We start from the raw sequence: 23,800 nt of genomic DNA, 5'->3' as shown, positions 1-23,800 counted from the left end.
AGGGGAAGGGCCCAGTCAGGGCTTGTTCTGGCGGGTAACGCCGGCATCGAACTGGGCGGCGACCTGCAGCCAGCCCGCCGCCGCCAACGCGGCATCGTCGGCGCTTCCCGGGACGCGCGTTGCCGCATTCCGGGCCAGCCAGACATCGGCCTGGGCGGGCGCACTGCCGTCATGGCCATGGCCGTCCTTGGCGTGGCCGTCTTCGGCGCGCATCAGGAACGATCCGGCCAGCTTGGCATCCGCCGTCTGCCCCACATACAGGGCTTTGCCCGCCTGACGCTCCAAGCGCCACACGTGGCCGCCGCGCGCGGCGGTGCTGTTGTCGGTGACGAAAGGCGGCAGTCCCTGCGCAGCCAGATCGGCGACAGAGGGCAGCGGCTCGCCGGCTTGCAGGGCAAATCCGATTTCCTCGTAGGCGACGCGCAGGTCGGCGTAGATGCCCTGTTCGGCGGGCGTCAGGTCGCGTCGTGCGTCGATCTGGGTGGCGGCGAGCGGCGCGCTTTCGGGCGGCGCTTCGCGCAGGCCGATATACCCTGCGGCGGCCGCGACGATGACCACGCAGGCGCCCAGCACCGCTAGGGTTTCGTGGCCTGCGCCCGCGGGGCGGATGACTTGTGTGTGCATGCTGCGGTTGGCCGGGGCTTACTGGATGTCGACGTGGTCGATCTCGACCACGTGGCCGGGACCCGCGTCAAACAGGACGTAGAACTCGCCGTTCGGCCGCTTGAACGACATCTTGGAATCCGCGTCCAGCTTGCCCGGCACGAGGATCTGTTCGTCGTAGGAGATGACGTCCATGGTGACGCCGGCCGCGCCGCTGCCGTCGGAGAATCCGCCGGTGCACTGGATCTGTTCCTTGCCCTCGGCCTTGCATTCGGCCATCGGATTGTGCGCCAGGGCCGAAGCGCTGGCGGTCAACAGTGCGCCAAGCAGGGCGGCGCGAAAGCGGTTCGCGAAAACTGCGTTCATCGGGATGCTCCTTGTTTCTTCAGCCACTCGACGGTGGCGGGGGAGGCGGTGGCGATGGGCCACGCCGCCTGGTGCACCGAGCCGTCCCAGCCCTCCGCCGTGATCCAGAGATCGGCGTCCGGGGTGGTGCGCGGAGGAATCGGCACCGTGGCAAAGGCCCGGTGCGGGCTGCCAAAGAAGATCGAGCCCGCGGCGCGCAGGCTGCGCGGCTTGCCCACGCGCACGTAGACCGCACGGATCTGGTCCTTGCAGCTTTCGCATTGGGCCATGGTGAAGGTCTTGACCATGCCGGCCGGATCAGACTTGGGCGGTTCGACCTGCCATTCGGCAAGCTGCAGCTTCCATGGGCCGACCTGCAGGTCGCCGGCGGGGCGCTGGCCCAGGCCCATTGCCCCCCGCGACAACGCCAGGTTATCGAAATATTTCGGAACGTAGATGATCGGCAGGATGAGCAGCAGCGCGCTCAGGTGGAAGCGCCAGCGGCGCCAGAGGCTGGGCTTGGGCGCGGCGGCGAGGGTGGCGGTCTTGCTCATTCGGTCACCTCACGGGCGTCGGTGCGGGCTGCGCGGGCAGGGCGCAGCGCCTTGGCGGTGGCTTGCGCGGTGCGCTTGGTCCAGATCAGCAGGCCGCTCAGCGACATCATCGTCAGCAGCAGGCCAAACAGGAACCACACCAGCTTCAGCCAGAATCCGCCGAAGTCGCCGGTGTGCAGCGGCCGCATGGATTCGGTGAAGAATTCCAGGCCGCTGCGATCGGACAGGCGGCGCACTTCCTCGACGGCGCCGTTGTACGGATTGATCTTGGCGTATTGGTACATCAGCGGATAGGCGCCGCGGCCCGAGATGGTGATCGGGTCATAGGCGTTGCCGGGGAAAAACACCTGCTGCGTCTCCAGGCCGGGCAGCTCGCGCTCGGCAATACCGACGATCTGGTCGAGCGGCAGGCGTTTGACGGTGTCGCCGGGCGCGACGGTCGGCACCTGGTCGCGCGCCACGACGGCGGGGACGCCCTGCGTGGAGATCGTGGTGGCCGTATCGAACAGCACGGCCTGGACCAGGAACCAGATCGCGCTGACCGAGATCAGCAGGATGAACCAGACGGACCACAACCCCGACAAGCGGTGGAAGTCGCCCCAGAAAATGCGGGCGCCCTGGCCGACGCGCAGGCGCGGCTTCTGGAAATACGCGCGCCAGAACCGTTTGTAGACGACGAGACCCGTGATGAGCGAGAGCAGCATCGGCACGGACAGCAGCGACACCAGGTACCAGCCCCAGCTATAGCCATTCGTGAACGGAATCAACAGCCAGCCGTGCAACGCGCGCATGAACTGGCGCAGGTCAAAGTTCAGGGCAGGGCCTTGAACATCACCGGTATAGGGGTTGACGTAAATGGAGGTGAATCGCGCGCCCGGATATCCGACCGAGGCCGTCAGGGCGAATTGGGATTCCTCGGGCCAGGACAGCCGCTGCACGGAAGCGTCGGGCTCCTGCTTGGCGATGGCGTCCATCAAATCCTGGTAGCCCATGCGCGGGGTATCGGCATCGGGCGCCTGGGCGCGAACGGCGGGATTGATGAGCCAGACGATTTCCTGGCTGATGACGGCGATGGTTCCGGTCGCACAGATGAAGAAAAGAAAAATCCAGATCGGCAGGGCCAGCCAACTGTGGACGAGAAACCATAATTTGGAGCGCGATGGCTTGGCCATTCGAGAACTGTCCGAAGAACGTGAGAAGTGGATCTGGTCCCATTTAAGGGCGGCGTAAGGTGGAATTCTAGCAAGAATCGTTCTCAATTGTCTTATCGACTGGCTTTGGATCCGTCCTGCACCCTCAGCCGCGCTCGCGGCGTAATGACGCACCGGTGTTTAAAATGCCCCCCTTGGCGCCGAAATCGGCCGCCGCCCGGAACCCCCGCATGCACGCCTGTCCGTCCTCGCCGTCCTTGCGCCCAGCCGCTGCCGTCGCCCTTGCGCGGCTGCTTCTGCTGGTGTTGCTGGCCGCGCGGGCGCTGGTGCCCACCGGGTACATGCCGGATGTGCAGGCGCTCAAGCAGGGCCGTTTCGCGCTGGGCTTCTGCGCGGCGGGGGGAGGCGTTTTTCCCGGCATGCCGGGTCTGGCCGACCCGCACGCGCATGCCGGCGACTCGCATGGCCATCACGGGCACCCGGATTCCTCCGGGCACGTCGGCGCCGGTCAGGAATGTCCGTTTGGGCTGAGCGCGCACCCGGCACTGCTGTCGCCGCCAGCCTTGGCGCTGATCCCCATGCTGCTCGGCTGGCGGGTGCAGCCCGCGCCGCAAGCCGACAGTCCGCGGCCCCCCATGCCGGCCGCCGGCCCGCCGCTCGGCCAGCGCGCGCCGCCTCGAATCACCGGATGACATTGCCCGCCGTGCGCCTTGCGCGCACGCTGGCCGCCCCTTGCGGGCGGCGTCCGTTGTTGTCGAGACCCTTATGACCACTGAAACTCTGGTTAGCCCCGCCGCGTCCGCGCGGCCGCGGACCGCGAGCGGCAGCGCGTTTCTCGCGCTGCTCACCCGGCTGCATTTCTATATAGGCCTGTTCGTCGGCCCCTTCATCCTGGTGGCCGCAGTGACCGGCACCCTGTTCGTCCTGACGCCGCAACTGGAAAGCGTCATCTACGCCGACCAATTGCGTACGGACTCCATCGGCACCGCGCAGCCCTTGGCCGCGCAGGTCGAGGCGGCACGGGCGCGCATCGGCCCGGGTCCGCGCTTGTTTGCCGTCAGGCCCGCACCCGGACCGGGCGAGACCACGCGCGTCATGTTCACGCAGCCCGGCATGGGCGACTCGGAATCCCGTGCGCTGTTCGTTGATCCCATCACCCTGGCCATCAAGGGCGACATGGTCGTCTACGGGACCAGCGGCACGCTGCCTTTCCGGACCAAACTGGACTACCTGCACCGTAATCTGATGCTGGGCGACCTGGGCCGCAACTACAGCGAGCTGGCGGCGTCGTGGTTGTGGGTGGCCACGCTTGGGGGCCTTGTGCTGTGGTTTGCACGCCGGAGCCGCGACAAGGCGGCGGCAGCGCGCAGTCCGCGCCTGCGCGCACGGCGCTGGCACGGGCTGTTGGGGCTGTGGATCGGGATCGGCCTGGTGTTCTTCTCGGCCACGGGGCTGACCTGGTCGAACTGGGCGGGCGCGCGCGTGGACCAACTGCGGGCCCAATTGGGATGGATTACACCGGCGGTGTCGCTGAAACTGCCGGCCGTCGGTTCGCCGGCCACCGGTTCGCCGGCCGTGCCCGAGGGCGGCGAGCACGCGCATCATCATGGCGGCCAGCATGACCACGCGGCCATGATGATGGCGCCGGACAACGTGGCCTCCGGCTTTGACCGCGTGCTGCAGGCGGCCCGGCAGGGCGGCATCGACAGCAGCCAGCTCGAAATCCGCCCGCCGCGCGGTGAGGGCCAGGCCTGGATGGTGCGCGAGGTGGACCGCTCCTGGCCCACGCAAGTCGACACCATTGCGGTGGATCCGTCGACCTACGCCATCACAAGCCGCGCGGACTTCGACACCTTTCCGCTCATCGCCAAGCTGATCCGGTGGGGCGTGGACATGCACATGGGCATCCTGTTCGGCTGGCCCAATCAGCTCTTGATGGCCGCGATGGGCATCGCGCTGACGGCGATGATCGTCCTGGGTTACCGGATGTGGTGGCTGCGCCGGCCGGCCGCCCCGGCAGGGCAGACGCTGACGCAGGCGTGGCGCGATCTGTCCTGGCCGGGCCGCATCGCGACGGCGGCTGTCGCGCTCGCGCTGGGCTGGTGCCTGCCGGTCATGGGCGTGAGCCTCGCCGTCTTCCTCGTGATCGACGCGTTGCGGTGGATGGTGGCCAAACGCGCTTGATATGCGTCAACGGGCGGTGCAGATCGCGGGAGGCGGGCCGGATTCGGGGCCGGATCCGCGCTACCATCTGCGCCGTCAAGGGGATCCGATGTACCGATGCGCCACTGCTGCAAGACGATGGGTTTCGCTGTTCGCAGCGGCCCTGTTCGTCTTTCAGGCGCTGATTGCCTCGGCGGCGCTCGCCGGAGCCGGCGGCGCCGGCGGGGCAGGGGGATCCCCAGTCTTCGGCGCCACCACCATCATCTGCACGGCCAGCGGGCCGCGCGTGGTGACCATTGGCCAGGAAGGGGCCGTACCAGGCGCCATCCCAGGCGACATCCCAGGCGCGCATCAATACGCCACCCCGGACGCCGCGCAACATAGCGGCGCCATGCCGCATTGCTGCGTCGCGGGGTGCGCCATGCTGGGCGGCGCCTCGCTGCCGACATTGTGGCTGCTTGCATGGCTGCTGCCCACGTTGGCCCAGCCTGACTCGCCGACCGCCACCCACGATCCTCACTTCTCCAGTGCGCTCGCGCGGCTGCCGCAGCAGCCGCGTGCGCCGCCATCCGCCGCCTGACGGCTTTCCTCCCTGCATTTCCGGCTTGCATCGCGCCGCCCACCGCTAGCGGGCGCGGCGCCGACCGCTGACGCCTGTCCGCCTGTCCGCTCGTGGCCTGGCCCCCGATCCGTGGGGTCAGGCGCCGGTGCGTGCCTGCGCGCGGCCTTGGCGCACAAGACGGCAAGCCACGACCTCCCCATTCCACGTTGGACCCGATTCCGATATGTGCAAGCAACAGCAATTTCTACGCATGACCTGCCTGGCCGCCGCCATGGCCGCCACGTTCTCCGCCGGGGCACAATCCAGTCCCGACGGCGTGACCACGCTTGATGCCGTCGTCATCACGGGCGTTGCGCCCAGCGCGCCCCTGACATTCACGACCGATCCCAAGCTGCCGCGCCAACCGCTGCCGGCCAGCGACGGCACCGACTATCTCAAGACCATTCCGGGGTTTTCGGCCATCCGCAACGGCGGCACCAACGGCGATCCGGTGCTGCGCGGCATGTTCGGTTCGCGCCTGAACATCCTGACAAACGGCACCGCCATGCCCGGCGCCTGCCCCTCGCGCATGGACGCGCCCAGTTCCTACATTTCCCCCGAGAACTTCGACCAGCTCACCGTCATCAAGGGACCGCAGACCGTGCTGTGGGGGCCGGGCGCGTCGGCCGGCACCGTCCGCTTCGATCGGGATACGCCGCCGTTCACCGAGCCGGGCGTGCGCTTTGACGGCAGCCTGACGGGCGGCTCGTTTGGACGCAACGACCAGACCGCGGACCTGACCGCCGGCAACGAGAAGGTCTACACCCGATTCACCGCCAACCACTCGCATTCGCAGGACTATAAGGACGGCGACGGCAACACCGTGCCGTCGCGCTGGGACAAATGGAACGCGGATGTGGCGCTGGGATTCACGCCGGACGCGGACACCCTCTATGAATTGACCGCCGGCACCAGCGATGGCGAGGCCCGCTATGCCGGCCGCGGCATGGACGGTTCGCAGTTCAAGCGGGAAAGCTTTGGACTGCGGTTTGAAAAACGTAACGTCGGCGAAGTGCTGAACCAGGTGCAGGCGCAGCTCTATTACAACTACGCCGACCACGTCATGGACAACTACACCCTGCGCGCGCCCGACCCCTCAAGTTCCATGGCGATGCCCATGGCGTCGGACGTGGACCGGGCCACCTGGGGCGGGCGCTTCGCCAGCACCTGGATCCTGTCGCCGGACGTGAATCTGGAGGCAGGAATGGACTTCCAGCAGAGCCGCCACCGCGCCCGCAGCGGCACGGGCACGGTGTCGTACCGCAGCCAACCGTGGGTCAAGGATGCAGATTTTTCCAACACGGGTGTTTTTGGCGAACTGACCTGGCGCGCCGCGCCGGACAGTCGCGTGATTGGCGGAGCCCGCGTGGATTGGGCATCGGCCAAGGATTTCCGCCAGACCACGGGCGGCCAGATGATGCCCATGCCCAATCCGACGGCGGGCGAGCGCCGCGACGACACGCTGCCCAGCGGCTTTCTGCGCTATGAAAGGGATCTGGCGTCGCTGCCCGCCACGGTGTACATCGGCCTGGGCCACGTCGAGCGGTTTCCCGACTACTGGGAATTGTTCTCGCCCAAGCGCGGGCCCGCCGGTTCGGTCAACGCCTTCCAGGGCGTCAAGCCGGAAAAGACCACCCAACTGGATTTCGGCGCGCAGTACAAGACCGAGACGCTCGATGCCTGGTTCTCCGGGTACGCGGGTTACGTGGACGACTTCATTCTTTTCAACTACACGTCCGGCGGGATGATGGGCGCCACCTCACAGGCGACCAACGTGGATGCCCGCATCTTCGGCGGGGAGTTCGGCGCCACGTACGCCGTGTCGCCGCGCTGGAAACTGGGTGCGACGCTGGCCTACGCCTGGGGCCAGAACCGCAGCGACGGCAGGCCGCTACCGCAGATCCCCCCGCTGGAAGCCAAGCTCAGCGCCGCTTACGACGACGGCACCTGGTCGGCCGGCGCCTTGTGGCGCATCGTCGCGCCGCAAAAGCGCTACGCGCTCAACGAGGGCAATGTCGTCGGCAAGGATTTCGGCCCCAGCGCCGGTTTTGGCGTCTTCTCCGTCAACGCGGGGTATGTGGTGAACCCGCAGGTCCGGCTGTCCCTGGGCGTGGACAACCTGTTCGACAAGACCTACAGCGAACACCTGAACCTGGCCGGAAACGCGGGTTTCGGGTATCCAGCGGGGACAGCCGTGAACGAACCCGGACGCAGCGTCTGGGCCCGGGTCAGTATCCGATACTGACAACGGAAATGGGTTGGGCACGCTACTTGCTGAAAGAGGGCTGAGGGTCATTCCTTGTCTTATGGAGAAGCATCATGGAAGCTTTCAAGTACACGCCCACCCTGTCCACCGCCCAGCCGATGACCAACGGCGAACGCTGCGCGCTGCGCACCCTGGCCGCCGCGCAACAACTTTTGCACCCGGAACGTCCGCCCGCCGTCATGATGTCGACGGTCGAGGCCGAGCTGGCGAAATATGTAAAAGAGACTTACCGTCCACGCACGGCGTGGTGAGCCGCGGGGGCAGGGCGCCGCTGCCCTCGGGCGCCCGTCACTCGATCGGCGCCCGCATGACCAGCGCCGAAACGGTATGGTTTTTCCAGAACACCCGTTGGATTCGGGGCAGCAAGGCTTGCAGCTCCGGTTCCGTCGCGCCTGTAAAGGTCACCAGCACTGCGGGCCGGTCGCCTTCGCTGGGGACGCGTTTGACGTGATCCGGCGATGGAAACCCGTACTTCGTCAGGAAGGTGCGAATCTCGTCGTCGGTGGTGGTTTCCTCAACCTGATTGATGAGCAGCGCTGCCATGGCTGAACCTCCGGGGAAGGGGCGCTTCGCGCGTCAGGACGTGTCGCGTCAGGACGTGGCGCGTCAGAACTTTTCGGGCACGAACCGGAACGGATGCTCCGGCTGCTCGTATCCCTTGGCCTTTTGCCGCTTGGGTAGCGCAATCTTTTCCTTCGGGCCGACCTTGTAGGGAATGTGTTCCAGTAGATGGCTGATGATATTGAGCCGCGCCCGCTTCTTGTCATCGGATCCGCACACATACCAAGGCGAGATGGCCGTGTCCGAGGCCTTGAACATGTCATCCCGCGCCCGTGAATAGTCGTACCAGCGGCTGTACGAATCCAGGTCCATCTTGGTCAGCTTCCAGGTCTTGCGGGGGTCGTTGATGCGCGACTGCAACCGGCGCGTCTGCTCCGCCTCGCTCACTTCCAGCCAATACTTGAAGAGCAAGATGCCGGAATCGATCATCACGCGCTCCACCAGCGGCACGGCCTTCAGGAAGTTGTCGACCTGCGCCTGGGAGCAGAACCCCATGACGCGTTCCACGCCCGCCCGGTTGTACCAACTGCGGTCGAAAATCACGACTTCGCCCGCGGCGGGCAGGTGGGGAAGATAACGCTGCATGTACATCTGGGACTTCTCGCGCTCGGTGGGCGCGGGCAAGGCCACGATGCGAAAAACGCGGGGGCTGACGCGCTCGGTCAGGGCCTTGATCGTGCCGCCTTTGCCTGCGCCGTCACGCCCTTCGAACACGATGCACACCTTGGCGCCGGTCTCCTGCACCCATTGCTGCAGCTTGACCAGTTCGGCGTGCAATTGCGCCAATTCCTTTTCGTACTGCTTCTTGGACAATCCGGCCTCTTCGGCCGCCTCGGGGGTGTCCTTCTGCTTTTTTTTGCCGGCCATCGTCGCACTCCGAAAAGTTAAGCCACGAATCAAGGCGCATCACGGCGCCGCCCGTGAAGTGAATATATTGCCGATTCGATGCCATTTGGGAACGCGTTACCAATGGTTTTATGGTGCCGCAACGCACCTCCTCATGGGAGGCACGCGAAATCAGGCACAGCCCGGGCACGGCATTTGCTGTTTGCCTCTTTGGCCACGCTTCGCTGGCCGCCGCACATTCCAAGGTGACGAAAATGGAACCAAGACATTCCGTTGGGCAGGCATCTTCCCAGGACAACGCCGTGGAAGCGACGTCGACGCCCGACGATCTGCCCGTCAAGCCTTCTGACGGCAAGCCCGGCGGCCAGCCGGTCAAGCCTTCCGACGCGAGCGAGAACGCGCAGGGCAACGAAATCCGCAATGAGGATATGGAGCCGTCGGATGCGTCCGAATCCAATCCCGACCCCGCCGGCTCGCAGCGCTCGTCCTGACCCCAAGGAGAACCGATCATGACCGTAAAGACCACTGTGTTGGGTTTGGCCGTCGTCCTGGGCGCCGCGGGCGGCGCTTGCGTCGCGCAGGCGCAGGGCGCGCCGCAGTCCGTGACCGAAGTCCGGGTCGATGTCGCCAAGGTTGACGCCGGCTACCGCGCCTCGAAGATGATCGGGGCGACGGTCTACAACGGCAAGAAAGAAAAGCTCGGCACCTTGGATGATCTGATCCTCGGGCCGCCCGACTGGGCGCCTTATGCGGTGTTGTCGGTGGGTGGCCTGCTGGGCGTGGGTAACCACCTGGTGACGGTTCCGCTGTCACAGATGCAGGTCGCGGGCGATCAGTTCCAGTTGCCGGCGGCCACCAAAGATACGCTCAAGGCGCTGCCCGAATTCAAGTACGCGAAGTAGACGGCGCGGGGCATGCCGCCCCGCACCGCATGACCATCCATGCAACGAGGAGGCTCCATGCAGATTGAACCCGTCCCCGACACCCGCCCCGCGCCGCGCTCGCGGTCACTGGTCGCGCAGCTCAAGGATATCGATGCCCGCCGGCAGGATTTTCCGGGCGAGCATCTGATCGTGCTGGGCGTGGGCGTTCTGCTCATGCTGTCGGGCATGCGCAGCCGCACCATCCTGCGGCGCACGCTGATCACGGCAGCCGGCATCGCCCTGATCGGTCGCGCGGCAAGCGGAACCGGGGGCGTTGCCCGCGTCGCCCGGATCGTCAAGCGCTTGGGCTGATTGCGGCGCAGGAGAACCATCATGGCAGCAAGAACCATATGGAAAGGGGCCATTTCCTTCGGTCTGGTTCACATCCCCGTGGGCCTGCACACGGCCACCACCGAGTCGGGCGTGGATTTCGACTGGCTGGACAAGCGCTCGATGGACCCGGTGGGCTACAAGCGCATCAACAAGCGGACCGGCAAGGAAATCGACAAGGACAACATCGTGAAGGGAGTCGAGTACGAGGACGGCAAGTACGTCATCGTGTCGCCCGACGAAATCGCCGATGCGTATCCCCGGACCACGCAGACCATCGAGATCCAGCAGTTCGTGGACGCCACGGACGTGTCCTTCGTCTATCTGGAGCGGCCGTATTACGTTGCGCCGATCAACAAGGGGCACAAGGTGTATGCCTTGCTGCGCGACACCCTGGCCAAGACCGGCAAGATCGGTATTGCCAAGGTCGTAATCCAGACCAAACAGCACCTGGCCGCGCTGATCCCGTCGGGCGACGCGCTGGTGCTGAACCTGATGCGTTGGGGCGATGAGGTCAAGTCGGTCGAAGGGCTGGATCTTCCCAAGGCGGGCGCCAAGAACATGACGCCCAGCGCCAGCGAGTTGAAGATGGCCAAGATGCTGGTGGAGGACATGTCCGGCCAATGGGATCCCGAACAGTACCAGGACGAATTCAAGGCCGCGGTGATGGGACTGGTGGAGAAGAAGGCGCGCGCCGGCAAGACGGAGACGGTCATCGAGCCGCAGGAAGAGTCGCCCACTTACGCCGACAACGTCATCGACCTGACGGAGCTGCTGCAACGCAGCCTGAAGGGCGGCAAGGGCGGGTCCAAGGCCGCGTCGTCGGCGGGCAAGGCCGGCAATGGCGCCGCAAAAAAGGCGGCCAAATCTGCGGCCAAAAAGACGGCTGCAAAGAAGACAACGGCCAAATCCACGGGCAGCGCCGGCAAGGCGTCCGGTAAGACAGCGGCCAAGACGGCGAGCAAAGCGCGCAAGGCGGCTTGATCATGGCCGATTCGCTCAAGAAGTACCGCGAAAAGCGCAACTTTCAAGTTACCTCGGAACCGGCTGGCGGCGGCGAGGCGAACGAGGACGCGCGCGCCTTCGTCATCCAGAAGCATTGGGCGAGCCGGCTGCATTACGACTTCCGTCTGGAACTGGACGGCGCCATGAAGAGCTGGGCGGTGCCCAAGGGGCCTTGCTACGACCCGGCCGTCAAACGCATGGCGGTTCAGGTCGAGGACCATCCCATTGCTTACAACCAGTTCGAGGGGCAGATTCCCGAAGGCCAGTACGGCGCGGGCAAGGTCATCATCTGGGACGAAGGCAAATGGATGCCGGTGGGCGACCCGCGCAAGGGCTATCGGGACGGTCACCTGAAGTTCGACCTGCAGGGCGTGAAGATGCAGGGCAGGTGGGCGCTGATCCGCTTAAAGGGCAAGGAAAGCGACAAGCAGCCGCCCTGGTTGCTCATCAAGGATCGCGATGCGTTCGCCCGGCCGGAGCGGGAGTTCAGCGTGGTGGACGAAATGCCCGACAGCGTGGTCCCGCTGCGCGCGGCCAAAGCGCCATCCCCAGATCGGTCCGAAAACCAACCTGAACCTTCGACCGACGGCCAACGCGCCTTGCCCGGCGTGGCCGCCGATTTACCGGCGCATCTGAAACCTCAGCTCGCCACGCTGGTGGACGGCGTGCCCCACCATGCGCCGGACTGGCTGTACGAAATGAAATTCGACGGCTACCGGCTGGTGGTGCGGATCGAAGGCGACGACGTGCGTCTTTATACCCGCAACGGCCACGACTGGAGCGCCAAGCTGCCTCATCTGGTCGACGCGTTTCGCGCGTTGCCTGCCAAATGGGCCTGGGTGGACGGCGAAATCGTGATGCTCGACCGCGAGGGCATTCCGAATTTCCAGGCGCTGCAGAACGCCTTCGACGGCGAGCGCACGCAAGATATCGTCTTCTATGCCTTTGATCTTCCTTTCATCGGGCAGCGGGACCTGCGCCAGGAACCCCTGACGGTGCGCCGGGCGCTGCTGCAGCAACTGATGGACACCACCGAAGACGACCATCTGCGGTTCAGCGAGGCCCTGGAGGCCGCGCCGTCGGATCTGGTGGCGACAGCCTGCAAGATGGGGCTGGAAGGCATCATGGCCAAGCGCCTGTCCTCGCCCTATGTGTCGCGTCGCACAAATACCTGGGTCAAGGTCAAATGCGCCCGTCGCCAGGAATTTGCCATCGTCGGCTACACGGCGCCGAAGGGCAGCCGCGCTGGGCTGGGGGCGCTGCTGCTTGCCGTGACCGAGCAGGATGGCAGCCTGCGCTATGCCGGCAAGGTGGGCACGGGGTTCGATGACGCCAGCCTGGTGTCCCTGCAAAAGCGCCTGGCGTCCATCGAGACCGACAAGAAGCCTGTCGCGAACGCGCCCGCCGCGGGTGGCGTACGTTGGGTAAAGCCCGAACTGATTGCAGAGGTGTCGTTTGGCGAGTGGACGGGCGGCGGACACATCCGTCATTCTGTCTTTCGAGGACTGCGGCAGGACAAGCCGGTACGGGCCATTTCCAGGGAGAAGGCAGTGCCAGTCAAAGACATCGAGGGCGATGCGGGCGCGACCAGACGGGCCGGCAAAGCCGCGCCCGCCACCAAGGCCAGCCGCGCCAAGGGCGGCAAGCTCACCAATCCGGATCGCGTCATCGATCCGTCCACCAAGCTCACCAAGCTGGACCTGGCACGCTATTACGCGCTGGTGGCGCCGCTGATGCTGGAGCACCTGAAGGGGCGCCCGGTGTCGTTTCTGCGCGCGCCGGCCGGCATCCAGGGCGAATTCTTCTTCCAAAAGCACCTTGAAGCCGCAATGCCGGGCGTGAAATCCCTGCCGGCCAAGCTCGACCCGGACCATCCACCGCTGCTCGAAGTGCCCACGGCCGAGGCCATCCTGTCCGCGGTGCAGATGAACGTGGTCGAATTTCACACCTGGAACGCGGTCAAGACGTCCATCGGCAAGCCGGATCGGATGCTGTTCGACCTGGACCCGGGCGAGGGCGTGCAGTGGCCCGCGATACAGCAGGCTGCGAACCTCGTGCGCGTGCTGCTGGAAGAAATCGGGCTGAAAGCGTGGCTCAAGACCAGCGGCGGCAAGGGCCTGCACGTGGTCGTGCCGCTGCGCAAACAGTACGACTGGGACACGGTGAAGCGCTTTTCGCAGGTGATCGTGCAGCATCTGGCGCGGACGCTACCGCAACTGTTTGTGGCCAAGAGCGGACCGAAGAACCGGGTCGGCAAGATTTTTGCGGACTACCTGCGCAATGGATTTGGCGCGACCACCGTATGCGCCTGGTCGGCGCGGGCGCGTCCCGGTCTGGGCGTATCGGTGCCCGTCAAGTGGGAAGAGCTGGACAAGCTGACGGGCGGGGCGCACTGGACGATCCAGGATATCCACGCCCGGCTGGACGCGGGCAACACCCCATGGGACGATTACGCGCCGCAGTCCCTGGCGCCCGCCATGTCCGCCATGGAGTTCGAGCCATGAGCAGGATCTCCCTTGTGCTGTGCCGATCTCCCAAGGAGTCGCCCTATGCCACCGCCTGTCGCCAAATCCAGTGTGATGGACTGCCCGGACGGGTATGGAATCGTCAGCCGTGTCCTGCATTGGCTCATGGCGGTGCTGCTGGTGTGGCAGTTCACCAGCGCGGCGGCGCGGCAATTTTTTCCGGACACCCCCATCGAGGACTTTTTCTGGGCGTCGCACACGTCGCTGGGTCTGTTGCTGCTGATCCTGGTCGTCGTACGCGGCGCGTGGGCCCTCGCCAACCTGGGACGCCGCCCGAACAGCGGCCTGATGGCGGGTTTCGGTCACTTGCTCCTGTACCTCATGATGATCGCCATTCCCACACTGGGACTGTTGCGGGCATATGGCCGGGGCAGGGGCTATTCGGCTTTCGGCATCCCGGTCTTCAGCCCCCGCGACCAGGAAATCGAAGCGCTGGTCGAGTTGGCCAATGCCTGGCACGGACTGCTGGGCTGGACGCTAATCGCGGCGGCGGCAGGCCACGTCCTGATGGCCTTCCTGCACCGCGGCAGGGACGGCCGGCGCGTATTGACGCGCATGACCCGAGGGCAATGACGGCCGGCGCGCCGGCCTGCACAGGAGGCAATCATGCAGCGCGATGAGCTCTTGGCACTGATGATCTCGGTGTCCGCGCCGGCGCCCCGGTTGGACGAATGGGACCGGGTGCTTTCCATCTACGCCGGGTACCTGGAAGGCGTCGCACCCAAGCTGTCGGAGAAGGAGCTGGGCAATTTCATTGGCGCGGGCGCCATGTTTTACCGCACGCTGTGCCAGGCGGACGCCTATCGGCAGGAATCCGTGTGGGGGCGCCGCAAAAAGGAAGGATAGCCACGTCCGGGTACGCCAACCCGGGGGCGCTTCGCATGGGCATCCGGCCGCCTCGAATGTAAACGTTTGCATGGGTACGGGGCTTGCTGGCCGTTCTGGCACGAAATTCTTCCATTCGTGCCAGGAAATGGCCAGCGGCAAGGACAACACATGCGACGCAGACCGGTAAGACAACCATCAAGCCGACCCACCATCACCACACCCACGACCGTTGACGCGAACTTCACATTGGCGGATGACGCACCGCACGGAGAGCTGCCCGCCGTCTGGGCGATCGGCGACGTACATGGCTGCTGCCCGTCGCTGGACGCGCTGCTGGCCAGCCCCGACATCGCGGGGGACCCAACCTGCCGGTTCTGGTTCGTGGGCGACCTGATCAACCGCGGTCCTGCCAATGCCGAGGTCTTGCGCCGGGTCATGGCCCTGGGCGACCGCGCGACCGTGGTGCTGGGTAACCACGACCTGCGAGCTCTGGGCGTGGCTGCAGGTTGCCTGCGCCCCGACCCCCGCGACACGTTGAATGATCTGTTCGACGCGCCGGATGCGGACGAATTGCTGGATTGGCTGCGCGCGCAACCGCTTATTCACGTCCAGGACAGGCATGTGCTCGTGCATGCCGGGCTCTTTCCCGGATGGGACGTGCCCCAAGCGGTGGCGCTGGCCGGCGAGGTCCAGGACATGCTTCGCGACGATGATTGGCGCCGCCACATGCGCACGCTAACCGGCACCGCGCCGCTGGCGTGGAGCGCCAACCTGGACACGCAGCAACGCCTGCGCTTCATCGCCAGCGCATTCACGCGTATGCGGCTTTGCACCTGCAATGCGGCCCTGGCGCCCGGCGCCAAGTCCACCCCAGGGCGCTGGCCTCGCGGAACGTTGCCGTGGTACGACCTGCCGCGGCGCGCGGACGCCGGCAACACCATCGTGTTCGGCCACTGGGCGACGCTGGGGCTGCTCGTGCGCACGGACGCCGTGTGCCTGGACACGGGCTGCGTGACGGGCGGGCCGCTGACTGCCTACCGGCTCTCCGACCGCAAATTGGTACAGGCCCCGCGCGAAGCGCTTGCCCAGGCGGCTTGAACGTTCACGCGAACAGCCGGTAGGCCACGCCCAGACTGAACAGAAGCGCCGTGCCAATGGCATAGAACGCCAACGACAGCCAGGCGCTAAGCGGCACGCGCGCCGGCGCTTCGGCCTGACCCGCCGATTGCGCCTCGGGCGGAATTTCATCATTGGCGGCTGTGGGGCAGGGGAGTCGGCCATCCGCGACGTGGGCGGGTTGGGCGGCGCGCGCAAGCCCCAAGGAAATCAAGGTGTTGCCGACCGGCGTCGGCGAGAGAACGGGTTCCGGTGAGCTCATGGGAGCCTCCGCAATCAGGGTTAAGTGACGAAAGGCGAAACGCCTACAGCAAGCGGCGTGCCCATGCCTGGCCTTGCGCGCCGGACCGCCAGCCGGACGGTCCGAAGGCGGCCCACTTCCCGTCTCCCTCCCAAACACTTACGATACGGCAGGCGCCGGGCGTTTCCGCCCCGCTTGCCCGAATCGACTGACACGTGACGGCCGCATTTCAACCACGGAGCATTCATGAACGGTTACCCAGATACTCTTCTCCTGATCGACAACGAATGGCGCGAGGCCCGAGGCGGCGCGCGCATCGACGTCGTGAACCCCGCCACCGGCCAGAAGATCGGCCAGGTGGCCAGCGCCTCCCGCGAGGACCTGGACGCAGCGCTGGCGGCAGCGCAACGCGGTTTCGAGACGTGGCGCGACACGTCCGCGCACGAGCGTTGCGCGGTCATGCGCAAGGCGGCCGTCCTGCTGCGCGAGCGCGCGGACAACGTGGCGCGCCTCTTGACGCAAGAGCAGGGCAAGCCGCTGGCCGAGGCGCGCGGCGAGGTGCTGGCGGGCGCCGACATCATCGACTGGTTCGCCAACGAAGCCCTGCGCGTCTACGGCCGCATCGTGCCGTCGCGCAACCCGGCGGCCCAGCAATTGGTCATCAAGGAACCCGTCGGCCCCGTCGCCGCGTTCACGCCTTGGAATTTCCCGGTCAACCAGATCGTGCGCAAGCTGGGCGCCGCGCTGGCCACGGGCTGCTCCTTCCTGGTGAAGGCGCCCGAGGAAACCCCGGCGTCGCCTGCCGCGCTGCTCAACTGCTTTGTCGACGCCGGCATCCCGAAGGGCGTGCTGGGCCTGGTGTTCGGCTCGCCGGCCGAGATCTCCAGCTACCTGATTCCGCACCCGATCATCCGCAAGGTCACCTTCACCGGCTCCACGCCGGTCGGCAAGGAACTGGCCGCGCTGGCTGGCCGCCACATGAAGCGCGTCACGATGGAACTGGGCGGTCACGCCCCGGTCATCGTGGCCGAGGACGCCGACGTCGAACTGGCCGTCAAGGCCTCGGGCGGCGCGAAATTCCGCAACGCCGGCCAGGTCTGCATTTCGCCGACCCGTTTCCTGGTGCACAAGAACGTCAAGGCGGCTTTCGAGCAGGCTTTCATCGCGCACGCCGAAAAGCTCAAGCTGGGCGACGGCCTGACCGAAGGCACGACGCTGGGCCCGCTGGCCAACGACCGCCGCCTGGCGGCCATGGACAAGATCGTCAAGAACGCGGCAGAGAAGGGCGCACGCGTGGCCACCGGCGGGCAGCGCGTGGGTGGCGCCGGTAATTTCTTCGCCCCGACGATCCTGACCGACGTGCCGCTCGAAGCCGATATTTTCAACGAAGAGCCGTTTGGTCCCATCGCGGCGATCCGCAGCTTCGAAACCCTGGACGAAGCCATCCGCGAAGCCAACCGCCTGCCGTTCGGCCTGGCGGCTTATGGTTTCACCCGGTCGATCAAGACGGTGCACGAGCTGTCGCGCCGCCTCGAAGTGGGCATGCTCTGGGTCAACCAGCCCGCAACGCCCTCGGCCGAGCTGCCCTTCGGCGGGGTTAAGGATTCCGGCTACGGCTCCGAAGGCGGTCCCGAAGCGCTTGAGGCGTATCTGGTCACCAAGGCCGTGTCGGTCGTGGGGGTCTAAGCCCCGCCGTCTGACCCGGCTGGTTTGGCAACAGGCCGTATCCGAGAAATTGGATACGGCTTGTTCGTTTCCGGATTCGACGCTCTCCAAATGAAAGGCGCGCTTACGCACCGTTGCCGGTCCGGGCCGCCGACCAAAGGTAAGGTCTGTCTGACAATGACGCCCCCCGGAGATAGACGCATCGATGTTTTCCTTGCCGCCCATCAAGACCCTTGCCCGGCACAAGCCGGCCGGCTCGGCCATGAATTGGCTCTTGGAGCGCAAGCAGTTCGTCAAGGCACTGCTTTCCAACCCCTCGGCGGTCGGCGCGGTAGCGCCTTCCAGCGCCGCGCTGGCCGCGGCCATCACCGAATCGATCCCGCCCCGCGCCGGCAAAGTCCTCGAACTGGGGTGCGGGACTGGCGTGTTCACCCGGGAAATGCTGCGCCGGGGCGTTGCGCCATCCAATCTGGTGCTGGTGGAGCAGGACTCGGACATGAGCTCCAGGTTGCGCAGCCAGTTTCCAGAGGCGGCCGTGCTGCAGGTGCCTGCCCAGGACCTGTCGCGCGACAGCCATCCTGAACTGCACGGGATCGGCGCGGCGATTTGCGGCCTGCCCCTACGCAACATGAGCGGCGCGCATCACCACAAGCTGCTTACCGCCGTGTTTGAAGCAATGCCGCCGGGCGCATCCATGCACTTCTTCACGTATGGCGTGAAATGCCCGATCTCGGCGCGCGTGCTCGATGAGTGCGGGCTTCACGCCCGGCGCGTGCGATTCGTGCCCATGAACCTGCCGCCTGCCTCTGTTTACAGCCTGAGCCGGACGCCCTGAGGGCACGGGCGGGACGGGCGCGGCCCATTGAGAGGCGCGCCCGCCCGCGGTACGGCGACGTCGGGGGCAGGCTATGCCATGAAGGTCAGCATGCCGTTGGTGAGGTCGTACATCGACCCGACGATCTTGATCTTTCCTTCCTTTTCCAGCCCCGCAAGAATGGGGCTGTTCTTGCGGATGGCCTCGACGGTGAGCTGAACATTGGTCCGCGCCACCGCGTCCACGAATTGCGCATTCTTGCCGCTGCGGTCGCCCGTGTACTTGGTGGCCTCGACCGCCGGCTTGATCACGTCGAGCAATCCGGTCAGATGGCCGAGCTGAACATTGTCGATCGCGCCGGCCACCGCGCCGCAAGCCGTATGCCCCATGACGAGGATCACCTTGGCGCCCGCCGCCGCGCAGGCGAACTCCATGCTGCCGAGCAGGTCGTTGTTGGAAATGTTGCCGGCGATCCGCCCGTTGAAGGTTTCGCCGATGCCCGTGTCCAGAATGATCTCGGCGGGCGCGCGCGAATCGATGCAGCTCAGGATGACCGCCGCCGGGTATTGGCCCAGGGCGCTGGACCGCTTCTGCGCAAGGTAATCGTGCTTCTGGGGCTTGCCCGCGCGAAAGCGCGCATTGCCCCGTTTCATCATGTCAATCACCTGGTCCGGCGTCATTGCGTCGCGCTGTGCCTGCGATAACGACGCCGCCTGCGCGTCGTTCGGGGCGACTGCCACGCCTGCCATCACCGCAGCCGTTCCGGCGGCAACGCCCGCCTTCAACCAGCCGCGCCGGTCCAGGTTCAGAGGGTGCCCAGCCATGCAACAATCCTTGATCGCTTCCATGAGGTGTCCCCAAAAAGCAGCCCAAAACGATAGACCGCGGGACGCGGCTATTCGATGATGGGCCGGCCACACTTGCCGTTTTCACGGCGACAGCCATTCTGTTCCTGTTTGCGGCGGTGAACAATGCCCGCGTGCGGGCAGGGCAGGACAATCGCACCGGTACGGGGGCTTCCCGGCCTCCCGTGCACACCCCAGGGCCGCCGCGCCGGAAACCACAAGCGGCCCTCTTTTTCTTGTTTTCCCGCCCGATGAGTGGCATAGTTTTCCGCACGACAGGCCCCCGGGCGGGTTCGGGGCGGTTAAGACAGCGAATACGAAAGGTGCCCCATGAGATACCTGTACATCGTATTGATTGTGTTGCTCACGGCGATGGTTCTGTCGTTCAAGGTCCAGAATTTCGATTCCGTCACCCTGACGCTCTGGACATCCACCATCACCTTGCCGACGTCGGTTCTCGTCGTCGGCGTCTACATCCTGGGCATGCTGACGGGCGGCTTTCTGCTCAGCCTGTTGCGCACCGCCTTCCGGGGCGCGGCCAGCCGTCCCGCCGGTCCCACCCCCTGAAGATTCCCCAAGCGCTACCCGGCTAGCCGCCGTGCGTCCGCAGTCAGGGCGCGAACGCGTACTTAGGAGCAATCCCGATGAAAAGGCTATTCCTTGTCTTGTCCACGTGCGTGCTGGCCGGTTGCGCCGGCACGGTCGCGACGAAGAACGATCTGGCCAAGTACGGCACGCCGCCCAGCGATGAAGACCTGTACCAGTACATGTCGACGCTGCGCGATTCCATGCCGCCCACCCGGTATGTCAGCTATCGCGACAAGGGATATGCGGAATCCGTGAAGAAGACGACGTTTGCGGGCGAGGACGGCAAGCCCATGTCGGGTTGGGAGTACGACTTTGACGTGGCTGCCTACGACCAGCTTGGCCCCGACCAGCCGCAGTGGACCGCGCGCCGCGTCGTGTTCTTCAATGGCCGCGCCATAGGCGGCTTCGATGCGAATGGGAAGTTCATGCGCGCCAGCGCCCAGCCATCCGCGGCTGCGCCTGCGCCCGCACCGGCGCCTGCGCCCGCGGCCCCGCCGGCGCGTCCGCGCTAGGCCTGGATTTCCCATTTCCGCCGTTCCGGAGACCCCATCATGCAAAAGCCTCAGCAGGCAGCCCCGCGTAGCCGCCTGACCCTTCTCGCCGCAGGCGGCATTCTTGGCCTTGCCGCCATCCTTGCCGGCTGCGCCAATCCCTCCGCGTCCTCACGCGTCTACACCTTCGACCAGGCGCAGCGCGCCCAGACCGTCACCCTCGGCTACGTCATTGGCGTGCGGCCCGTCACCATCCAGGCCAGCCAGACCTCGGGCATGGGCATGATCGCGGGTGGCGCGCTGGGCGCCGTCGCCGGCAACGCCGTGGGCGGCGGCTCCGGACGACGCATCACCACCGTCGGCGGCGCAGTCGGCGGCGCCATGGCGGGCAACGCAGTCGAAAACGCCAGCATGCGCCGCGCGGGCCTGGAAATCACCGTGCGCCTGGATTCAGGCGACGTGCGCGTCATCACACAGGAAGCGGACGTGCCAATCTCGACCGGCCAGCGCGTCCAGGTGGTCACCCAGGGCGGCGTCAGCCGCGTCGGCGGCATCTGACACATCGGGATCTTTGCATCCGGCTCGCGATTCGGGCCGGATGCGGAGGATATGGCATCTAATCTCCGCGTGGTATGCGGAGATTAATTGCGCGTGCCGAGAAAGCGCGCCATGGGCGTCTTAAGATTCTCTTCATCCTGTCGCGTATAGTCGGCGCATGCGTATCCTACTGGCCGAAGACGATGTATCCCTGGGCGAGTCGATCGAATCCTGGCTGGAGCTCGACGGCTATGTGGTCGACCGCGTGACGCGCGGCGATCTTGCCGAAACGGCGCTGGCCGCCCACGACTACCACTGCGTGTTGATCGACCGCGGGCTGCCCGGCGTCTCGGGGGACGACCTGCTGCGGCGGCTGCGCGCGCGTCGCGACAACGTGCCGGCCATCATGATCACCGCCCGCGACGCAGTGCCCGACCGTATCGAAGGCCTGGACCTCGGCGCGGACGACTACCTCGTCAAGCCTTTCGACCTGGACGAACTGTCGGCGCGCATCCGCGCTGCGCTGCGCCGCCGCGACGGCCACGCCACCCCTGCGCTCGAGCACGGTGGCGTGCTGCTGGACGTGGCGGCCAAGCAGGTGCGCTTCAATGGAGAGCCGGTCGAGCTGACGGCGCGCGAATTCGCCATCCTGCACGCGCTCATCCGGCGGCCGGGCCATATCGTGTCCCGCGCGCAACTGGAAGAGGCGCTGTATGGCTGGGGCGACGAAGTCGAAAGCAACACGATCGAAGTCCACATCTACAACCTGCGGCGCAAGCTGTCTTCGGACCTGATCAAGACGGTGCGCCGCCAGGGCTATCGGCTGGCGGACTGAGATGCGCTGGCGCAACAAGACTCCCCGGGCCGAGCGCGGCTATTCCCTGCGCCGGCGCCTGATCGGCACGACGCTCGGTTCCAGCATCCTGGTGGGGCTGGTCAGCACCGTGATCGTGCTGGCCATCGCACGCAAGGAGGTCAACGACGCCTATGACGACTGGCTGGAAGAGGGCGCGCGGCTGGTCCTGGCACTGGGCGAGGGCAGCATCGGCCGGACGGCGGGCCAGCCCGCCGCGGGCGACACGCAGCCGGCGCTTCGGCTGGACTATCAGCTGGTCTCGCGCACGGGAGACGTTCTGCTGCGGGGCGAAGATGCGCCCAAGCGGCCGTTCGTGCCGCCGGACCGGCGCGGCGACCGCTATTACGACGTGCGTGCCGACGGCGAGGACTGGCGCGTCTATGTGCGCCATCATGACTCCCTGGGTTTTTCGGCGCAGGTCGGCCAGGAGATGGACGAACGCACCGATCTCATCTGGGACATGCTCGAATCGTTGGCGTGGCCGCTGGTTGGCTTGTGGGTCCTGCTTGGACTGATCAACTGGTTACTGATCTGGCGTCTGCTCAAACCGCTTGCGCGCATGGCGCGCGGCATCGAGACCAAATCGCCGTCCGACCTGTCGCCGGTGGCCGAAGAGAGCAGGGCGCATGAAGTGCAGTCCATCACGGCAGCCTTGAACCGTCTGCTTGGCCGGTTGGACCACGCGCTTGAAGCCGAAAGGCGCTTCACGGCGGATGCGGCGCATGAGCTGCGCACGCCGCTCGCGGCGCTGGCGTCGCGCATCCAGGTCCTGCAACGCAGCCATCCGGCCGAACAGGCGCCGGCGCTGGCCGCGCAATTGCAGCGCCTGCGCGCCGACATGATGCGCACGACGAGCCTGGTCGAAAACCTGCTGCAACTTGCCCGGCTGGATCCGCAATCGGCCGACGCCATGCCGCGCGAGCGCATTGACGTCCCCAGCCTGCTGCAGGATGCGGTGGACGCCTGCGCGCCCGCTGCGGCGGCGCGCGGCGCTACGATCACGATTGCGGCGCGCGAAAAGGAACTGGTCGGCAACCGGGACGCGCTCTTTACCGCCTTGCGCAACCTCATCCATAACGCGGTGTCGTACGGCCGCGAGGGCGGACAGGTGCGGGTCACCGCCGAACGCGCCGGGCAGCACGTCGCGCTCAGCGTGAAGGACGACGGGGAGGGAGTGGCCCCAGCCGATCTGGAGCGGCTGACGCAGCGCTTTTACCGCGTCCTGGGCACAAACGTGCCGGGCAATGGCCTGGGTCTGTCCATTGTGGCGCGCGTGGCCACCATGCATCGCGCAGAACTACGCTTCGGTCCGGGCCTGGATGGCCGGGGGTTGGGCGTCACGCTGCTGCTGCCGCTAGACATGAACGGGTGACGCAAGAATCCGCGTCCCCGCGCAGGGATAAGGTCTGCTTCATCTTCGGGGCGTCAAATGGCGCCATGTTCAACAGCGAAGCGCAATCCGCGCAAGGAGCCGCACCATGACCCAGATCTCTCGTCGTTCCTCATTCCTCCGCACGTTCCTGGCCAGTGCCATCCTCGCTGGCGCCACCGTGGGGGGCGTGGCGCACGCCCAGGGCTACACGGGCCCCAGCACCGGCAAACCCGCTGCCCAAGGCTATAGCGGCCCCAGCACGGTTGCCGTCACGACGGTCAAGGAGCTCCTGGCCAATGGCCGGGACGACCAGAACGCCATCCTGCGCGGCCGCATCGTGTCGCACGACGGTGACGATCACTACACGTTTGACGACGGCACGGGCCAGATTCGGGTCGAAATCGATCACGAGGACTTCCCGGCGGGCCAGAAGATCGACGACAAGACCCAGGTCGAGTTGCGTGGCGAACTGGACCGTGACCGCAACAACGTCGAGTTCGACGTCGACAGCGTCCGCGTGATGTAAAGCGCGCGCGGCGGGCGCATACGTTATCCTGTCGACCTCCGTTTCGAT

The 23,800-nt window shown here is 66.1% G+C and carries 29 protein-coding genes; 21 read left to right on the top strand and 8 right to left on the bottom strand.

Annotation, left to right across the window (positions count from 1 at the left end; all coding sequences use genetic code 11):
* Positions 1-15: 15 nt before the first annotated feature.
* Genes H4P35_RS13610 through H4P35_RS13595 form a run of 4 tightly spaced genes read right to left on the bottom strand, consistent with a single transcriptional unit; the run spans position 16 to position 2,674 of the window.
* Positions 16-624 carry a DUF6162 family protein gene (locus H4P35_RS13610; protein ID WP_226845845.1) on the bottom strand — a complete coding sequence of 203 codons (609 nt, stop codon included), beginning with the start codon at positions 622-624 and terminating at the stop codon, positions 16-18.
* 18 nt (positions 625-642) lie between these two features.
* Complete coding sequence (locus H4P35_RS13605; protein ID WP_056317990.1) at positions 643-969, bottom strand: hypothetical protein; 327 nt, start codon at positions 967-969, stop codon at positions 643-645.
* Positions 966-1,502 (bottom strand): thiamine pyrophosphate-binding protein, encoded by a 537-nt coding sequence (locus H4P35_RS13600; protein ID WP_226845843.1) that lies wholly within the window; start codon positions 1,500-1,502, stop codon positions 966-968. Before H4P35_RS13600 ends, H4P35_RS13605 begins: the two co-directional genes overlap by 4 nt.
* The gene (locus tag H4P35_RS13595) at positions 1,499-2,674 is read right to left on the bottom strand and encodes a PepSY domain-containing protein (protein ID WP_056317985.1); all 1,176 of its coding nucleotides are present in this window, start codon (positions 2,672-2,674) and stop codon (positions 1,499-1,501) included. The genes H4P35_RS13600 and H4P35_RS13595 overlap by 4 nt, the downstream gene beginning before the upstream one ends.
* A gap of 209 nt (positions 2,675-2,883) precedes the next feature.
* On the opposite strand from H4P35_RS13595, the gene H4P35_RS13590 reads away from it, so the two are divergent.
* From H4P35_RS13590 to H4P35_RS13570, 5 genes are all read left to right on the top strand, one after another.
* Entirely contained in the window at positions 2,884-3,345 is a 462-nt protein-coding gene (locus H4P35_RS13590) for a DUF2946 family protein (protein ID WP_226849418.1), read from the top strand.
* Positions 3,346-3,418: 73 nt separating this feature from the next.
* Positions 3,419-4,837, top strand: a complete 1,419-nt coding sequence (locus tag H4P35_RS13585) for a PepSY domain-containing protein (protein WP_226849417.1) — start codon at positions 3,419-3,421, stop codon at positions 4,835-4,837.
* Between the two features lie 88 nt (positions 4,838-4,925).
* Entirely contained in the window at positions 4,926-5,396 is a 471-nt protein-coding gene (locus H4P35_RS13580; protein ID WP_226849416.1) for a DUF2946 family protein, read from the top strand.
* A 205-nt stretch (positions 5,397-5,601) separates the two neighbouring features.
* Complete coding sequence (locus tag H4P35_RS13575; protein ID WP_226849415.1) at positions 5,602-7,662, top strand: TonB-dependent copper receptor; 2,061 nt, start codon at positions 5,602-5,604, stop codon at positions 7,660-7,662.
* Between the two features lie 74 nt (positions 7,663-7,736).
* Complete coding sequence (locus H4P35_RS13570) at positions 7,737-7,934, top strand: hypothetical protein (RefSeq protein ID WP_180098739.1); 198 nt, start codon at positions 7,737-7,739, stop codon at positions 7,932-7,934.
* A gap of 37 nt (positions 7,935-7,971) precedes the next feature.
* On the opposite strand, the gene H4P35_RS13565 is transcribed toward H4P35_RS13570, so the two are convergent.
* Positions 7,972-8,226 (bottom strand): RNA-binding protein, encoded by a 255-nt coding sequence (locus H4P35_RS13565; protein WP_226849414.1) that lies wholly within the window; start codon positions 8,224-8,226, stop codon positions 7,972-7,974.
* A 63-nt stretch (positions 8,227-8,289) separates the two neighbouring features.
* The gene (gene ppk2 / locus H4P35_RS13560; protein ID WP_180098741.1) at positions 8,290-9,111 is read right to left on the bottom strand and encodes a polyphosphate kinase 2; all 822 of its coding nucleotides are present in this window, start codon (positions 9,109-9,111) and stop codon (positions 8,290-8,292) included.
* 233 nt (positions 9,112-9,344) lie between these two features.
* Between ppk2 and H4P35_RS13555 the strand changes: the two genes are divergently transcribed.
* From H4P35_RS13555 to H4P35_RS13520, 8 genes are all read left to right on the top strand, one after another.
* On the top strand, positions 9,345-9,581 hold the full coding sequence (locus H4P35_RS13555) for a hypothetical protein (protein WP_156403379.1): 237 nt from the start codon (positions 9,345-9,347) through the stop codon (positions 9,579-9,581).
* 18 nt (positions 9,582-9,599) lie between these two features.
* Entirely contained in the window at positions 9,600-9,992 is a 393-nt protein-coding gene (locus H4P35_RS13550; RefSeq protein WP_226849413.1) for a PRC-barrel domain-containing protein, read from the top strand.
* A gap of 57 nt (positions 9,993-10,049) precedes the next feature.
* Entirely contained in the window at positions 10,050-10,325 is a 276-nt protein-coding gene (locus tag H4P35_RS13545; RefSeq protein ID WP_226849412.1) for a hypothetical protein, read from the top strand.
* Between the two features lie 21 nt (positions 10,326-10,346).
* Complete coding sequence (locus H4P35_RS13540; RefSeq protein ID WP_226849411.1) at positions 10,347-11,327, top strand: Ku protein; 981 nt, start codon at positions 10,347-10,349, stop codon at positions 11,325-11,327.
* Between the two features lie 2 nt (positions 11,328-11,329).
* Entirely contained in the window at positions 11,330-13,852 is a 2,523-nt protein-coding gene (gene ligD / locus H4P35_RS13535; protein WP_226849410.1) for a DNA ligase D, read from the top strand.
* A gap of 45 nt (positions 13,853-13,897) precedes the next feature.
* Positions 13,898-14,446 (top strand): cytochrome b, encoded by a 549-nt coding sequence (locus H4P35_RS13530; protein ID WP_226849409.1) that lies wholly within the window; start codon positions 13,898-13,900, stop codon positions 14,444-14,446.
* 33 nt (positions 14,447-14,479) lie between these two features.
* Complete coding sequence (locus tag H4P35_RS13525) at positions 14,480-14,719, top strand: hypothetical protein (protein ID WP_056317950.1); 240 nt, start codon at positions 14,480-14,482, stop codon at positions 14,717-14,719.
* A gap of 228 nt (positions 14,720-14,947) precedes the next feature.
* Positions 14,948-15,799, top strand: coding sequence for a symmetrical bis(5'-nucleosyl)-tetraphosphatase (locus H4P35_RS13520; RefSeq protein ID WP_226849408.1), 852 nt, complete (start codon positions 14,948-14,950; stop codon positions 15,797-15,799).
* A 4-nt stretch (positions 15,800-15,803) separates the two neighbouring features.
* On the opposite strand, the gene H4P35_RS13515 is transcribed toward H4P35_RS13520, so the two are convergent.
* Complete coding sequence (locus tag H4P35_RS13515) at positions 15,804-16,079, bottom strand: hypothetical protein (RefSeq protein ID WP_142055208.1); 276 nt, start codon at positions 16,077-16,079, stop codon at positions 15,804-15,806.
* A gap of 225 nt (positions 16,080-16,304) precedes the next feature.
* Here H4P35_RS13515 and H4P35_RS13510 point away from each other — a divergent pair, with 225 nt between their 5' ends.
* Together H4P35_RS13510 and H4P35_RS13505 are read left to right on the top strand one after the other, a co-directional pair.
* Complete coding sequence (locus tag H4P35_RS13510; protein WP_056317945.1) at positions 16,305-17,744, top strand: NAD-dependent succinate-semialdehyde dehydrogenase; 1,440 nt, start codon at positions 16,305-16,307, stop codon at positions 17,742-17,744.
* A 184-nt stretch (positions 17,745-17,928) separates the two neighbouring features.
* A complete protein-coding gene (locus H4P35_RS13505) occupies positions 17,929-18,558 on the top strand; it encodes a class I SAM-dependent methyltransferase (protein WP_226849407.1) in 630 nt (209 codons plus the stop codon).
* A 71-nt stretch (positions 18,559-18,629) separates the two neighbouring features.
* Here H4P35_RS13505 and H4P35_RS13500 read toward each other — a convergent pair whose 3' ends face one another.
* Positions 18,630-19,361: a carbonic anhydrase family protein gene (locus H4P35_RS13500; protein ID WP_223575452.1), complete on the bottom strand. Its 732-nt coding sequence runs from the start codon at positions 19,359-19,361 to the stop codon at positions 18,630-18,632.
* A gap of 351 nt (positions 19,362-19,712) precedes the next feature.
* Here H4P35_RS13500 and H4P35_RS13495 point away from each other — a divergent pair, with 351 nt between their 5' ends.
* From H4P35_RS13495 to H4P35_RS13470, 6 genes are all read left to right on the top strand, one after another.
* Entirely contained in the window at positions 19,713-19,949 is a 237-nt protein-coding gene (locus tag H4P35_RS13495) for a lipopolysaccharide assembly protein LapA domain-containing protein (RefSeq protein ID WP_056317937.1), read from the top strand.
* A 77-nt stretch (positions 19,950-20,026) separates the two neighbouring features.
* Positions 20,027-20,482, top strand: a complete 456-nt coding sequence (locus H4P35_RS13490) for a hypothetical protein (protein WP_062839455.1) — start codon at positions 20,027-20,029, stop codon at positions 20,480-20,482.
* Between the two features lie 39 nt (positions 20,483-20,521).
* Positions 20,522-21,019, top strand: a complete 498-nt coding sequence (locus H4P35_RS13485; RefSeq protein WP_152384482.1) for a glycine zipper 2TM domain-containing protein — start codon at positions 20,522-20,524, stop codon at positions 21,017-21,019.
* Between the two features lie 157 nt (positions 21,020-21,176).
* Positions 21,177-21,833 (top strand): response regulator transcription factor, encoded by a 657-nt coding sequence (locus H4P35_RS13480; RefSeq protein WP_180098747.1) that lies wholly within the window; start codon positions 21,177-21,179, stop codon positions 21,831-21,833.
* A gap of 1 nt (position 21,834) precedes the next feature.
* The gene (locus H4P35_RS13475) at positions 21,835-23,226 is read left to right on the top strand and encodes an ATP-binding protein (RefSeq protein ID WP_226849406.1); all 1,392 of its coding nucleotides are present in this window, start codon (positions 21,835-21,837) and stop codon (positions 23,224-23,226) included.
* A gap of 106 nt (positions 23,227-23,332) precedes the next feature.
* A complete protein-coding gene (locus H4P35_RS13470; protein ID WP_226849405.1) occupies positions 23,333-23,752 on the top strand; it encodes a YgiW/YdeI family stress tolerance OB fold protein in 420 nt (139 codons plus the stop codon).
* The last annotated feature ends 48 nt before the right edge of the window (positions 23,753-23,800 follow it).

The organism is Achromobacter sp. 77 (genome assembly GCF_020541125.1).
Classification (GTDB): domain Bacteria; phylum Pseudomonadota; class Gammaproteobacteria; order Burkholderiales; family Burkholderiaceae_B; genus Achromobacter; species Achromobacter mucicolens.
Note: the sequence above shows the minus strand (reverse complement) of the source record. Positions and strands in the feature narration are given on the sequence as shown.

Coding starts and splice junctions, on each gene's coding strand:
- H4P35_RS13610 (WP_226845845.1), bottom strand. CDS start 624: ATGCACACACAAGTCATCCGCCCCGCGGGCGCAGGCCACGAAACCCTA.
- H4P35_RS13605 (WP_056317990.1), bottom strand. CDS start 969: ATGAACGCAGTTTTCGCGAACCGCTTTCGCGCCGCCCTGCTTGGCGCA.
- H4P35_RS13600 (WP_226845843.1), bottom strand. CDS start 1,502: ATGAGCAAGACCGCCACCCTCGCCGCCGCGCCCAAGCCCAGCCTCTGG.
- H4P35_RS13595 (WP_056317985.1), bottom strand. CDS start 2,674: ATGGCCAAGCCATCGCGCTCCAAATTATGGTTTCTCGTCCACAGTTGG.
- H4P35_RS13590 (WP_226849418.1), top strand. CDS start 2,884: ATGCACGCCTGTCCGTCCTCGCCGTCCTTGCGCCCAGCCGCTGCCGTC.
- H4P35_RS13585 (WP_226849417.1), top strand. CDS start 3,419: ATGACCACTGAAACTCTGGTTAGCCCCGCCGCGTCCGCGCGGCCGCGG.
- H4P35_RS13580 (WP_226849416.1), top strand. CDS start 4,926: ATGTACCGATGCGCCACTGCTGCAAGACGATGGGTTTCGCTGTTCGCA.
- H4P35_RS13575 (WP_226849415.1), top strand. CDS start 5,602: ATGTGCAAGCAACAGCAATTTCTACGCATGACCTGCCTGGCCGCCGCC.
- H4P35_RS13570 (WP_180098739.1), top strand. CDS start 7,737: ATGGAAGCTTTCAAGTACACGCCCACCCTGTCCACCGCCCAGCCGATG.
- H4P35_RS13565 (WP_226849414.1), bottom strand. CDS start 8,226: ATGGCAGCGCTGCTCATCAATCAGGTTGAGGAAACCACCACCGACGAC.
- ppk2 (WP_180098741.1), bottom strand. CDS start 9,111: ATGGCCGGCAAAAAAAAGCAGAAGGACACCCCCGAGGCGGCCGAAGAG.
- H4P35_RS13555 (WP_156403379.1), top strand. CDS start 9,345: ATGGAACCAAGACATTCCGTTGGGCAGGCATCTTCCCAGGACAACGCC.
- H4P35_RS13550 (WP_226849413.1), top strand. CDS start 9,600: ATGACCGTAAAGACCACTGTGTTGGGTTTGGCCGTCGTCCTGGGCGCC.
- H4P35_RS13545 (WP_226849412.1), top strand. CDS start 10,050: ATGCAGATTGAACCCGTCCCCGACACCCGCCCCGCGCCGCGCTCGCGG.
- H4P35_RS13540 (WP_226849411.1), top strand. CDS start 10,347: ATGGCAGCAAGAACCATATGGAAAGGGGCCATTTCCTTCGGTCTGGTT.
- ligD (WP_226849410.1), top strand. CDS start 11,330: ATGGCCGATTCGCTCAAGAAGTACCGCGAAAAGCGCAACTTTCAAGTT.
- H4P35_RS13530 (WP_226849409.1), top strand. CDS start 13,898: ATGCCACCGCCTGTCGCCAAATCCAGTGTGATGGACTGCCCGGACGGG.
- H4P35_RS13525 (WP_056317950.1), top strand. CDS start 14,480: ATGCAGCGCGATGAGCTCTTGGCACTGATGATCTCGGTGTCCGCGCCG.
- H4P35_RS13515 (WP_142055208.1), bottom strand. CDS start 16,079: ATGAGCTCACCGGAACCCGTTCTCTCGCCGACGCCGGTCGGCAACACC.
- H4P35_RS13510 (WP_056317945.1), top strand. CDS start 16,305: ATGAACGGTTACCCAGATACTCTTCTCCTGATCGACAACGAATGGCGC.
- H4P35_RS13505 (WP_226849407.1), top strand. CDS start 17,929: ATGTTTTCCTTGCCGCCCATCAAGACCCTTGCCCGGCACAAGCCGGCC.
- H4P35_RS13500 (WP_223575452.1), bottom strand. CDS start 19,361: ATGGCTGGGCACCCTCTGAACCTGGACCGGCGCGGCTGGTTGAAGGCG.
- H4P35_RS13495 (WP_056317937.1), top strand. CDS start 19,713: ATGAGATACCTGTACATCGTATTGATTGTGTTGCTCACGGCGATGGTT.
- H4P35_RS13490 (WP_062839455.1), top strand. CDS start 20,027: ATGAAAAGGCTATTCCTTGTCTTGTCCACGTGCGTGCTGGCCGGTTGC.
- H4P35_RS13485 (WP_152384482.1), top strand. CDS start 20,522: ATGCAAAAGCCTCAGCAGGCAGCCCCGCGTAGCCGCCTGACCCTTCTC.
- H4P35_RS13480 (WP_180098747.1), top strand. CDS start 21,177: ATGCGTATCCTACTGGCCGAAGACGATGTATCCCTGGGCGAGTCGATC.
- H4P35_RS13475 (WP_226849406.1), top strand. CDS start 21,835: ATGCGCTGGCGCAACAAGACTCCCCGGGCCGAGCGCGGCTATTCCCTG.
- H4P35_RS13470 (WP_226849405.1), top strand. CDS start 23,333: ATGACCCAGATCTCTCGTCGTTCCTCATTCCTCCGCACGTTCCTGGCC.